The sequence below is a fragment of the Acinetobacter sp. CAU_H_78 genome, assembly GCF_058599365.1.
The window spans coordinates 2,046,838-2,059,959 of record NZ_CM178652.1 but is presented as its reverse complement, the minus strand read 5'-3'; the positions used below and the strand labels follow the sequence as shown (position 1 = coordinate 2,059,959).

Sequence of the window (13,122 nt, the reverse complement as noted above, 5' to 3'; positions counted from 1 at the left end):
TTTCGAAAACATATGTATAGTATTTTTATATTGGTCATTCAGACCACAATAGTTTTTTCGAGGTTCGCATCGCTCGCTTTGGGTTTAGGCCTGGTGAGCAAGATAGACTTTTACAATCCTGTATCGATACTCGCGTTTGGAATCCAATTCGCATCACTGATGTTAACACTCAACGATTTAACAAAATTAATGCTTACAAGAGGAAAAATGATGATTAGAAATAATGTATACGTTTGGTTCGGTCAAGGGTTAATGGCGGATTGGTGAATAGCCACCAAAATTCTAGACACACATAACCATCTTTTGATGGGCCTTTTCATAATCTAATGGAGAACGCTGACCATTGGAACCATGTCTGCGTTTTGAGTTATAGAACATCTCTATATATTCAAAGATATCCGACCTTGCTTCAGTTCTTGTCACATAGATTTTCTTCTTGATCCTCTCTCGCTTTAACAGCTGAAAGAAGCTCTCAGCAACAGCATTATCATGGCAGTTTCCACGCCGGCTCATACTGCTTTCAAGGTTGTGATGCTTGAGAAATGTCTGCCATTCATGACTGGTGTATTGGCTACCTTGATCAGAATGAATCAGGACTTTGTTCTTTGGGCTTCTTCGCCACAAAGCCATCAGTAGAGCATCTAAAACCAGATCTGTTGTGATTCTCGACTTCATAGACCAGCCAACGACTAGCCGTGAGAATAGGTCGATTACTACTGCAAGATACAGCCATCCTTCATGAGTGCGAATATAAGTGATGTCAGTCACCCACAACTGGTTGGGCTGGGTGGGGTTAAACTGTCTGTCTAAAGTATTTCGAGCCACAATCGATGGAGTACTAACATTAGCTCTAGGTTTGCGATAGCCACGCTGTGACTTGAGACCATTCGCCTTCATGAGTCGATGTACTCGATTGATACCGCAACTTTCGCCAACGTCTTTCAAATCACAATGAATCTTGCGATAACCGTAGACTCCGCCAGATTCCAACCAGAACTGTTTAATTAATCCTGAAAGCTGTTGCCGCTTCCTCGCAGTTATACTGGTAGGTTTCTTTAACCAGGCGTAATAACCACTGTGATGAACATCTAACGTTGAACATAAACGACGAACAGACCATATATGTTGGTTGTCCCGAATAAAGGCGTACCTCATTTGGACTGGCTTGCGAAGTACACCGCGGCCTTTTTTAATATGTCCCTTTCTTCAGTGACCCTTTGCAGCTCTTTTTTTAATTTCGCTAATTCTGTAGTTGGATCACTAGATTCTGTTGTCTTGGGCTGCTGTGGATCATAACGTTTGATCCAAGCATACAGACTATGTGTAGTGGTTCCTAAACGTGTAGCAACTTCAGCCACACTATGACCTTTCTCAGTGACTTGTTTTACTGCTTCAATTTTGAATTCTTCAGGGTATCGTTTACTGCTCATAAGCACCTCGTTAATTAGCCATTTTATCTAACTAAAAGGTGTCTACAAAATCGGTGGCTATTCATAAAAAGGCTATATAGGCAGGTTTCTGTGACTCCAGCTTCCCCTAAGTAATCAGTATGATAATAGTTTTCGGACTTGAACATTTTTATAAAAATGAAGTAGCTCTTGTTTATAAAATAATGGAGTAAATTTGGGTAAAGATCTAGAACTTATTCTTTTTTTACAAACAGATTTTTTATTGAGTTGAGCTGCCATCACCTCTTCTTCAAACTATTTAAAAACTATGTATTAATAAATAAGTGAAATTTTTGCTATGAAAATGGGGGGACAAGTTTTCACATCTTTGTGCAAAAAATCCATTTACTGCCAAGAAAAAAGCGTTCAAGAAAGAGAAAAATGACATCTGACATACAAGAGCGTCGAAATGAGTAAGATCAAACAAAAATAGAAAAACAACCCGAAATTTTACATTTGTAATAGTCTCCTTATCTGTCCGTTAATATCAGCATGTTCTGTAATATTTACAGTTTCTAAAATGCACAAAATAAAATCACTGAATGTTATTAAAGCACAGTAGTTTACCCATTTACTCTGCATGAAAAGTAAAAATATGTGCAAATTGCCCACATTTAACAATTTAACCTAAATAAATTTAAACGTTAAAAAATTGGCATAGCTCTTGCAATACAGCGCTCAAGAATTTTAATTGAATAGTAGGAGTGTTGAATATGAGCGCGCATGCAGAGTCGCCTTTAACAGAAACACCACTTTCACAACGTAAAGGCTTTTTCCCAATAGCCTTAGTGTTATTTAGTTTTACTTTTTTCACAGGAACTATGTTCGCTGGTGGAAAAATTGGGGTGGCTTTTGAGTTCACTGATATTTTGTGGATTGTAGCCATAGGCAACTTGCTATTAGGAGCTTATGCCGCGACCTTGGGATTTATTTCTGCACGTAGTGGCTTAAATACAGTTCTAATGGGACGTTTCTGCTTTGGCAACTGGGGCAGTAAATTATCAGACTTTATTTTAGGTTTTGCTGAATTAGGCTGGTTTGCTTGGGGAACAGCAACTCTGGCGATTTCACTTGGAAAAATATTAGGATTTTCTGACAGTTTACTCATTCCTTTGATGGTGCTATTTGGACTCGGTTTTTCCATTACAGCAATTGTTGGCTTTAAAGGACTTGAATATCTATCCCGTGTATCGATTCCTTTAATGTTTATTTTGCTCGTTACTTCTATTGTCTTGGCGACCAAAGAAATTGGTGGATGGACTGGTTTAACTAGTGTTCAACCGACAGAAACACTCACATTGGCAACAGCCATTACCATGGTATTTGGTACCTTTGCTAGTGGTGCAACACAAATTACCAATTGGACGCGCATGTCTAAGAGCGGAAAAATCGCGATTTGGGCATGTCTAGTGAGCTTTGTAATTGGTAATGGTCTAATGGTCCTAGCAGGCGCTTGGATGGCAATCGTTTATCAACAACCCGATATTGTAGAGGTCTTAGTCTTACAAGGGTTATCTATTGCTGCAGTAGTGATGCTTTGCCTGAACTTATGGACGATCCAAGGCCCAGCAATCTATAGTGTTTCAACTGCTGCTTGCCATATGGTAAGAAGTGAACGCCGTAAAACTATGGTGCTTGTAGCTGCTGTTGCGGGGATCATTTTAGCTGCTGCTGGTATGTATGAGCTATTGATTCCGTTCTTATTACTCCTTGGCGCAATTATTCCTCCACTTGGTGGTGTGATCATGGCGGATTACTGGATTCGTCATAAAGGAAAATATCCATTATTAGCTGAAGCAAATATTCCTAATTTTAACTGGATTGGTTTGATTGCTTATTTCACAGGCGCAATTGTTGCCTATGTATCACCATGGATTGCACCTATTGTGGGTATTGTGGTGGCATGTACCACTTATAGTGTGTTGAATTATTTAATCCCATTACATCAGGAATCATCTGTCTTAAATATAGTAGATGCAGTGGAGTAATGCGATGAATATGACCATTCAAGATATCCTGAATCTACCTTCACTTTACCCACTAAAATTATGTGGTGGAACAGAAAATATTCATCGGCCTGTCCGCTGGTTCTATGTAGCAGAAAATGAAGGAATCGCTGAATGGATTGAGGGTGGAGAGATTGTATTTGTTACGGGAATCAACTATACCCGTGATGAAAATAATCTCTTAGGTTTACTTGAACAGGCATATGAACGAAATGTAGCTGCGCTTGTCATTATGACAGGTCAGGAATATATCCATGAAATTCCACCTAAACTTATTTCACGCGCAAATGAGCTTGGTTTACCGTTAATTGAGCAACCTTACAGTTTGAAGATGGTTGAAGTTACGCATGCGATTGGTACACAGCTAGTTCAGTTTTCTCAAGTCAAAAAATCGAGTGAAGATGTAATCTCTCAATTACTGACAGGGGATTTTCCATCGGTAGAGACAATTCAACTTCGTGCCAAACAGTTAAAAATTAACTTACTTGGACGTCATGTGATTACAGTACTGCGCTTACACAATATTCATGCCTTGTTTCATACCGATACTGATGCTGTGCATGAAAATCATTTTTTCAGAATTAAACAACAGTGTTATGAAGCCTTGGAAAAATGGTCCAAACAGTGGAAGCAGAAAATTCCAGTCATCCGTCAGGGGGATCAGTTTAGTTTGGTACTCAACCTTGATGATCATGATATCGATGCGTGGAAAAAATCACTCATAGAAGTGATCGATCAAATGAGTCAACTTGATAATAACCTTAAGGTCTTTGCAGGGTTATCAAATGAAGTGAATTCTGCAGTGGCATTTCAACGAGGATTTTGGGAAGCATCCCAAGCTCAGGAAATTGCTTTTGAAATGCAGATGAAAAATAGTATTTGCCAATATCGTGATTTGGGGGTGCTAAAACTTTTAAAAGCGATTCCGAACAAAAGCGTATTGCAGCAATTCATGCATGAAACCTTGGGTATTCTCATTAGCGATAAAAAGCATCCATTTGTACTACTCGAAACGTTAGATGCCTGGCTTAAAGAAAATGGCAACTTAAATGATACAGCCAAACGACTTGGTATCCATAGAAACACCTTAAACCAACGGATTCAAAAAATTGAATCACTGACAAATCAGGTCTTAACTGAGGCAAATTTCCGTCTAAATGCTTCAATGGCATTACTGATCTGGCACATGAGTCATTAATTATTTTAAAAGGAACCAACATGAAAATTATCAATGCAGTTTTACGTCAACAAGAAGGGCTATTTAGTATTACTTACAACAATGGCATCTTTGAAGCCATTGAAAAACAGGCTAGTCTCATTCAAACAGTTGATGTAGATACTATCGATGCACAACAACAATTAGTCATGGCTCCTTTAGTTGATCCACACATTCATTTAGATGCTGTACTCACTGCGGGTGAGCCTGAGTGGAATATGTCAGGTACACTCTTTGAAGGGATTGAACGTTGGGGGCAACGTAAAGCCACGATCACTTTTGAAGATACTAAACTACGTGCTTTAAAAACGCTAGATATGCTCATTGAGCATGGTATTCAACATGTGCGTACACATGTCGATGTCACTGATCCAAGCTTAACTGCAATGCGAGCTATGCTTGAAGTTAAAGAAGAAATCAAAGATAAAGTGAATTTGCAGATTGTAGCATTTCCACAAGAAGGTATTGAGTCATTTAAAAATGGTCGTGCTTTAATGGAGGAAGCCGTAAAGCTTGGTGCTGATGTAGTTGGTGGCATTCCACATTTTGAATATACCCGTGAAAAAGGTGTAAGTTCAGTTCATTTCTTGATGGATTTAGCTGAAAAATATAACTGTCTGGTGGATGTACACTGTGATGAGATTGATGATCCAGCATCTCGCTTTTTGGAAGTTTTGGCAGATGAAGCACATGTACGAGGTATGGGGGAACGTGTAACAGCTAGCCATACTACAGCCATGGGATCTTATGACAATGCCTATTGTTACAAGTTATTCCGCTTACTAAAACGTTCTAAAATTAACTTTATTTCGTGCCCTACAGAAAGTATTCATTTGCAAGGAAGATTTGATAGCTATCCAAAGCGCCGAGGTTTGACCCGTGTACCAGAAATTGACCGTGCAGGCATGAATATTTGTTTTGCTCAGGATTCAATTCGTGATCCTTGGTATCCAGTAGGAAACGGTAATATTATTCGTATTCTGGATGCTGGCTTACATATCTGTCATATGCTGGGTTACGAAGACTTACAACGTTGCTTGGATTTTGTTTCAGATAATTCAGCCAAGACTTTATGTTTAGGGGATCAATACGGGATTGAGGTCGGACGTCCTGCCAGTTTTATAATTATGCCGGCTAAAAATGATTATGAAGTTGTTGCTAATCAAGTAAAAGCTATTTTAAGTGTGCGTAATGGTAAAATTATTATGCAAAGACAACAAGAGCAAGTGAGCTTACTTAAAGTCGGAAATCTAGCTACGCCTGCATAACTAAGTAAAAAATTAAAAAACCGATGTTTATACATCGGTTTTTTAATTTTATAGAGCTAATTTACTAAAGTTTTAAAAGCTAAGGGCTTTGTTGCACAAAGCTTTGAAAGACAAAGTTCCCCTAAATTCCTAAAACAACCTGATATGGTTTAAATCCTTCTAGTACAGCCTCTGAAACTAATTGAATAAAAGGCTTAGTTTTTCCATAAGCCATCCACTGATCTAACGCTTCATAGTAGGCTAAGCGATTTTCGACCGTAATAACGCAAGGAGGGTATCCAGCTTTAAGCAACTCAAGGTTCATCAAGAGACGCGATGTACGTCCATTGCCATAATAAATAGATGAATGCCAACAAAATCAGCATGTACTTTAGCAGCATGTTCAATAGGATGAAGTTTATGTGCTTCCGAACTGTACCAATCGACTAGCTGAGCCATTTTGTCATTTAGTAATGTATATAGTCGGGTGGGGTAGTCGTAGCACCTGAAATCAACACGTTTTGCTGGCGATAACGTCCTGCATTGTCATCATCGATATTCTTTAGAATGAGCTGGCGGATATTTCGAATCTGCCATTCAGAAAAAGGCTTGAACCGTACCGAGTTTGTCGGAGACTTTTTTATTTAAGTTAGGCCACCTGACGACCTAACGGGTTAATCTTGTCATATACATTATTTCAAACTCAAAAGGTGATATATAACCCAGTGCACTGTGTACACGCTTTTTATTAAACCAATCCATCCAATTTAATGTCGCAAGTTGCACATCCGCTAAACCTTGCCAATCTGTTTTTAAATATTTAATCACCTCTGTTTTGTATAAGCCGTTCACTGGTTCAGCCAAAGCATTATCATATGAATCACCAGTCGTACCGAGTGATGCTCGTAAATTTGCTGCTTCTAAACGATTGGTATAACGAATGGAAAGATATTGCATACCTCTGTCGGAATGGTGAATCACGTTCTTTGGCATACCTCGATCATGCAATGCTTGCTCCAATGCATCCAGGACCATGTCTGTATTCATACGTGTTGATACTTTTCATCCAACAATTGCTCGTGAGAACACATCAATAATAAAGGCGATATAGACCCAACCTGAATTGGTTTGAATATACGTGAAGTCATTGACCTGAGCACTGCTTCGCAAGGGTCAGGATGATCAGCATTAAAATTCCGTTTCACTAAATCATCTGCTCTTTTTTGAACATCTAGGCTACGGGTGGTTTGTTTATTCTTACCACGCTAAACACCTTGTGGACCTAGCTTCTGCATTAAGCGAACCATTGTACAGCGCGCAATAATATAGCCTTCACGTTTCAGTTTTTGCCAAACTTTACGTACACCATAACGAACTGAACTTTCTTTCCAAATTCGTTTGATTTGCTCATCATGTAGATCTCGTTTCGCTCGATGTTCCCTTGCAAAGCGATGCTTTTCATCAACGAGATCTAGGGTTCGATAATAGGTAGAGGCTACGATCGGTAAAATCTTACAAATCGCCTCAACGCCAGATAGGTCTTTATTGTTATGGATGAAATCCACCATTATTTATGTGGGCGGTCGAGCTCCGCCTGGGCGAAAAAAGCGGCTGCTTTACGTAGAATTTCGTTAGCACGTTGCAGTTCTTTATTTTTACGTTCGAGTTGTTTACTACGTTCTTGATCTGAAAGCTGCTGTACTTTAACTGGATTTTGTTTATCCAGATATTTTTGATGCCAAATATGTAATGTTTCAGGCGTACAACCAATCTTAATGCAATATCTATGATTGCAGCCAAGTAGAAAGATAATCTTTTTCAGATTCAATCAATAATTGAACCGCTCTTTCTCTGATTTCAGGGGTATATTTAGGTTTTTTCATCGGAACACTACGCTTCGCTACGTCTTGCGAGGCAATGCTTCTCATCTCAGAAAGTTTGGTCTTCGACAAACCCGGTACGGTTTACTTTTTTGAATCCGTCAATGCGTAAGTCCTATACTCCATAAACCCTTTAAATTAATTAGGTGGTTTATGTCGCACTTCAAGTTTTACTCTGCCATGCATTCAAAATATTTATAAATTTTAAAAATAGTTTAATGATTTCTTATAAATAAATTATATGAATATTAGACCTCTCGCGAAAGTATCATTTTTGACTATTTTAGACTTTGATATTTATTTAAAAATCAACGCTTATCACTGATTAAATTTTGACTAACACAAGAGGTTTATTCTACTTTTGAATAATTGTTCTAAGATTTTTTTTAATTATAATTAAAATTATATATTTGTTTTAAAGAATTATATATTTGTTTTAAAGAATTATATATTTATTTTAATTGAAAAATAGGGGTGTTGAGTGTTCAATAATTTCTTTACAAAAACGGTTTTATCAGTAGCAATAACCTCCATTTTAATTGGTTGTGGTGGTGGCGGAGGTAATTCTGCATCAAATGGTCCAAATGTAACCACACCACCAGTGGGTGGGGTTGAGAATCCAGATACAGGTACTGGTTCAGATACAGGTACTGGTTCAGATACAGGTACTGGTTCAGATACAGGTACTGGTTCAGATACAGGTATTGGTTCAGATACAGGTACTGGTTCAGATACAGGCACTGGTTCAGGTGGTAAAGAGCCAACTCCTGAACAGAGTTACGTGTATAAAAAAGAAAACTTTAATGTTGCAGAACCTAATACATCTGCAAATAAAGTAAAAGTTGGTGTTATTGACTCTGGTGTTCGTAAAAATGAAGTCTTAGAGCATGCAGTTAAAAAAGTTTATCAATATATTGAAGATTATGAAGCAGGTGAGATCACTGTTACCGATCTCACAAACGCAGGAATTGATATTCAGGATTTAAGTATTAATAATCATGGTACTTTGGTTGCAAGTGTTATTGCTGCTAAGAAAAATGGCGATCCAGAATACAAATATATTCCTGAAGGTGCTGCTAAAGATATTGCCGAAATCTATGGCGCACGAACTTCGGATGAAAATGGTGGTCTAGGTTATACATCAGGCGCTTTCCTTGCTATGCAAGACCTGCATGATAAGCATGGTGTGAAATTATTTAATGGTTCATTTGGGACTCGTTCTGCTGAACCTGAATACCAGAAGACACTTACTAAATATGCAATGAATTTGGTAGATGGTGGTTCATTGATTGTTTTCTCAACAGGTAACGATGGTTCTTTTACGCCTAATATTGAAGCTTTGCTTCCAACTTTTGTTGGGGGTGAAGGTATTGAGAAGGGGCTTTTAGCTGTAACTGGTGTGGATTCTACTAAAAAAGCTCTTTACCGTGCAAAAGATGGTACGGGTGCAAATGCTTGTGCTGGTGCTGCTCGTTGGTGTGTGGCTGCTGACTTTGAAGTTCCTGTTTATAGCGAAAGTTTAAACGGTAATGCTGTTTTTGTCGGTACATCTGCATCTGCACCGCAAATTACTGCATTGGCTGCTCAAATTTGGTCTAAATATCCTTGGATGACAGCCGACCAAGTGCGTCAAACTATTTTGACTACTGCTGATTATGTTGATGATGGTTCAGACCAGAAATTATTTAATGAAACTTTTGGTTGGGGTTATTTTAATCAAGCTTCAGCTTTGAAAGGCCCTGAAATGTTCAGCCGAATTTTTGGTGAAACCTTTAATGCAGAAGTTGATTCAGGTCTAGCTATTTTCTCTAACAACATCACTGGTGATGCAGGGTTAGTAAAAGGTGGTAAGGGTACATTGGTACTAAGTGGCAATAATACTTTCTCTGGTAATACTGTTGTAAGTGATGGTGAATTACGTGTGAATGGTAGTATTAAATCTCCATTAACGTCTGTATACAGCACAGGTTTATTAACAGGTGCTGGTGAGGTGGGTGCTGTTGATAATGGTGGTACTGTTTCAACGGAAAAGGGTCGCTTAACTATTGCTGGTGACTACAATCAGTATGAACAAGCAAAATTAGTGTATGGATTGGAACACTATTTAACTGTTACTGGTGCTGCTAATCTAGATGGTGCGTTAGAAGTTACTGCTCAAGATCAAAAAATGGTTACTGCTGGTAAACATGATGTAATTAAAGCAGGTTCTATTACAGGTGATTTTAATACGGTTGCTGCTAATAGTGCATTCCTTCAAATCGGTGAAACCACTAAGGATGCTAATACTTATTCAGTAGATGTTCAGTTAAAAGATGCTAAAGTAGCAGGTACTTTGAACGGTGGTCTGTCTAATGCTTCTGGTGATTTAGTTAACCAACTTATGGCTAAAGCGAATGCGCAAGCTGTGAATGGTGAATCAACTGAATTAACCAGCTATGTAGCGAAAGTACAGCAAGCGGTGACTGCTGAGCAAGCACAAGCTGTCTTGAATACTAATGCGGGGGCGTTATTTGCGGAAACACCATCTGTATTATTGCACAACGATGCAATGACCAATGCACAAGTCGCTCAACGTGCATTCCAAGTATCTAAACAAGGTGTAACAGGTGCGTGGGTAAATGGCGCTTATCAGGAGACTTCTACAAAAGCTAAAGGATGGGATAAGGTTGATTCAGAAATCTCAACTTTGACCGCTGGTTCAGATTTCCAAGTGGCTGATAATGCGATTTTAGGTGCTTATGTTTCAACTTACAAAGATGACTCTAAGTTTTCAGAATCAAATGGTACAAGTGAAACTGACCTGACTACCTTTGGTGTTTATGGTAAATGGAATACCGCATCAGACTTGTATTTCGCAGCTAATGCTCAATATGGTTTTGGTGATGTTGAATTTAAACGTAGCGTAACAAACGGTGTGGATTCAGAGCAAAGCAATGCTAAATCTGATTTAGATAAGTATGGTGTATACGGTGAAGTAGGTTATAGCTTCATTAACAATCAATGGTCTGTATCCCCATATGCTGCACTAAGCTTTAACAGTGTTACTTTGGACAAGGTTAATGAATCTAGTGAAATGGGTGTTACTGTTGATGATGTAACAGCTAAAGAAAATAAACTGCACGTAGGTGTTCGATTCGACTATCAAGTTACTAAAAACTTGGCGCTAGGTGGTTATGGTGAATATGCTAATGCGGTAGATCGCTCTTTACCAAATGTTAACTTGGTATCAAACGTAGATAATGCTGTTGGTGTGAGCTACCAAGCACCTGCTTACGACAAGGATTACTTCTTGTATGGCATTACATTCAACTATCTAACAAACAACTCTAAATGGAATATGTTTGGTGATGTAGCAGGAAATGCGAAAAATTCTGATGATATACAAGCTCAATTAGGGCTTAAGTATATGTTTTAATGTGAAATTGTTTTGTAAAATTTAATCATTAATCAGATTGTTAGGTGAGTTTAAGGCTATTGAAATATCTTATAAATTTTAAATAAATAAGTATTGAAATTTCAATTATGTATGCTTTATTGACTAACATCAAATGTTAACTTAGCTAAATTAGCATATAAAAAAGGCTATTTTCTAGGAAAATAGCCTTTTCTCTTCAAATTGAATGAGAAGACATGTCAAAATTTTGGGAGAAATTGGATTAGCTACTTTTCTAAGAAAGTGAATAGCCACCAATTTTGTAGACATCTTTTAATTAGATATGGACTGCCACCACTCTCCTAGACAAATTTCGTCTATTCTTTTTGCATAGGAGAGAACATTATGAGTGGACAACGATACACCCCAGAATTTAAAGATGAAGCTGTTAAATTGATTACTGAACGTGGATATTCTGTCACCGATGTGGCAGAACGTTTAGGTGTATCACAGCACAGCATTTATAAATGGCTAAAGGCCGTACAGCCTTTACGCAACAACCCTGATGAACATGAACTACTCGAAGCAAAGAAAGAAATCCTTCGCCTTAAAAGTCAGCTCAAACAAACTGAAGAGGAACGGGATATTCTAAAAAAGGCCGCAAGGTACTTTGCAAGCCTGCCCGAGTAAAGTATCAGTTTATCCTGGAATACAGCCATCAATTTAAGATTAAAACGATGTGTCGGGTTCTTAAGATTGCTCGTGCTGGCTACTATGCTTGGTTGCATGAACCCGAATCAGGCAGGACTATTGAAGATAAGCGGTTATTACAGCTCATCCGTTCTTCTTATGATGCCAGTTATGGCATCTACGGTTATCGTCGCATTACGCTGGATCTTAAAGAGCTAGGTGAAAGCTGTGGACCTAATCGTGTGCTGAAGATCATGAAGCACAATGGTATTGCCGCTGTTCGAGGATATAAGAAGCATAAAAGCTATGGTCGTGGTCGTCCTCAGATTGTGCCACCTAACCATTTAAATCGAGAATTTGTTGTAAACACACCGGATACCTCTTGGGTGACTGATATTACCTACATCCGCACCTGGCAAGGCTGGTTATATCTGGCTGTGGTTCTCGATTTATATTCGAGAAAAGTCATCGGTTGGTCAATGAAACCTACGCTTGCCAAGGATATCGTTTTGGATGCACTTTTAATGGCGGTATGGCGACGCAGACCCAATGAACCTGTGATCATACACTCAGACCAAGGCTCACAATACAGTAGCGGAGACTGGCAGAAATTCTGTCAGAAGCATAATTTAGTTCCGAGTATGAGTCGTCGTGGAAACTGTTGGGACAATGCTGTTGCTGAATCCTTTTTTAGCAGCTTGAAGAAGGAAAGAATTAAAAAGAGGATCTATAAAACACGAGAAATGGCTCGTGCAGATGTATTTGATTACATCGAGATGTTTTACAATCGAATCAGGCGTCATTCGCATCTCGATGGGATGAGTCCGGAAGCCTTTGAGGCAGCTTCAAAATGAGGCCGTCTCGTGTCTAGGATACTGGGAGCAGTCCAATATGGAGGTTAAGTTGACCTTAAATATTATTACTTCCTATATTCCTTAGAAAATTTAGCTTTATGAGAGTAATACGAATAATCAGAAAGCGTTTGACTTAGCAAGGACATAGTCTTAGGCTTTGCATCTGCTTCAGGTGCTTCCATAGAGAAGTGAAACTGGGAAGTTAGTACACGTATGTGTAAGCTAACACTGCCCCCGCAACGGTGAATAGGTTTAACCCTTAAGTCCGGAGACCGGCCTGTTGCATAACCTAACTAATGCGGCGGGCGTTAAAGAAGGGATTGCATACTTCAATTATATTGAGTTGGTATTGCTTACCCAAAATCCGTCCGCGTGCTTCACATTTATATTCGCACGGGCGGTGCGAAA

At 38.7% G+C, this 13,122-nt stretch carries 6 protein-coding genes, 2 pseudogenes, 1 riboswitch and 1 other annotated feature; of the genes and pseudogenes, 5 read left to right on the top strand and 3 right to left on the bottom strand.

Annotated elements, in window-relative coordinates; genetic code table 11:
- Window positions 1-282: 282 nt before the first annotated feature.
- Window positions 283-1,430 (bottom strand): IS3 family transposase gene (locus tag AC4MCD_RS09885; RefSeq protein ID WP_100358110.1). Its coding sequence is split into 2 segments (ribosomal slippage): window positions 283-1,184 and window positions 1,184-1,430, totalling 1,149 coding nucleotides; the frame shifts between segments, so codons are not numbered across the junction.
- Window positions 1,431-2,161: 731 nt separating this feature from the next.
- Between AC4MCD_RS09885 and codB the strand changes: the two genes are divergently transcribed.
- Genes codB through codA form a run of 3 tightly spaced genes read left to right on the top strand, consistent with a single transcriptional unit; the run spans window position 2,162 to window position 5,938 of the window.
- A complete protein-coding gene (gene codB / locus AC4MCD_RS09880; RefSeq protein WP_491875998.1) occupies window positions 2,162-3,436 on the top strand; it encodes a cytosine permease in 1,275 nt (424 codons plus the stop codon).
- A gap of 4 nt (window positions 3,437-3,440) precedes the next feature.
- Window positions 3,441-4,652, top strand: a complete 1,212-nt coding sequence (locus AC4MCD_RS09875; protein WP_491875997.1) for a PucR family transcriptional regulator — start codon at window positions 3,441-3,443, stop codon at window positions 4,650-4,652.
- 20 nt (window positions 4,653-4,672) lie between these two features.
- Window positions 4,673-5,938 carry a cytosine deaminase gene (codA, locus tag AC4MCD_RS09870; protein WP_280561059.1) on the top strand — a complete coding sequence of 422 codons (1,266 nt, stop codon included), beginning with the start codon at window positions 4,673-4,675 and terminating at the stop codon, window positions 5,936-5,938.
- A gap of 121 nt (window positions 5,939-6,059) precedes the next feature.
- Here the strand turns inward: codA and AC4MCD_RS09865 are convergent.
- Window positions 6,060-6,528 (bottom strand): annotated as a pseudogene (locus AC4MCD_RS09865) (Fic family protein); the annotation flags it as partial.
- 38 nt (window positions 6,529-6,566) lie between these two features.
- A pseudogene (locus AC4MCD_RS09860) lies at window positions 6,567-7,800 on the bottom strand (IS3 family transposase).
- Window positions 7,410-7,527: a sequence feature (AL1L pseudoknot), on the bottom strand. It overlaps the preceding pseudogene by 118 nt.
- A gap of 478 nt (window positions 7,801-8,278) precedes the next feature.
- Between AC4MCD_RS09860 and AC4MCD_RS09855 the strand changes: the two are divergent.
- Both AC4MCD_RS09855 and AC4MCD_RS09850 read left to right on the top strand, forming a co-directional pair.
- A complete protein-coding gene (locus AC4MCD_RS09855; protein ID WP_491875996.1) occupies window positions 8,279-11,212 on the top strand; it encodes a S8 family serine peptidase in 2,934 nt (977 codons plus the stop codon).
- Between the two features lie 363 nt (window positions 11,213-11,575).
- A protein-coding gene (locus AC4MCD_RS09850) for an IS3 family transposase (protein WP_099337213.1) occupies window positions 11,576-12,714 on the top strand; the annotation gives its coding sequence in 2 pieces (ribosomal slippage) (window positions 11,576-11,834 and window positions 11,834-12,714; 1,140 coding nt in all).
- Between the two features lie 153 nt (window positions 12,715-12,867).
- Window positions 12,868-13,009: riboswitch (cobalamin riboswitch) on the top strand.
- The last annotated feature ends 113 nt before the right edge of the window (window positions 13,010-13,122 follow it).

Bases quoted from the DNA above. Each gene is read 5' to 3' on its own strand.
- AC4MCD_RS09875 (WP_491875997.1), top strand. From the start codon at position 3,441: ATGAATATGACCATTCAAGATATCCTGAATCTACCTTCACTTTACCCA.
- codA (WP_280561059.1), top strand. From the start codon at position 4,673: ATGAAAATTATCAATGCAGTTTTACGTCAACAAGAAGGGCTATTTAGT.
- codB (WP_491875998.1), top strand. From the start codon at position 2,162: ATGAGCGCGCATGCAGAGTCGCCTTTAACAGAAACACCACTTTCACAA.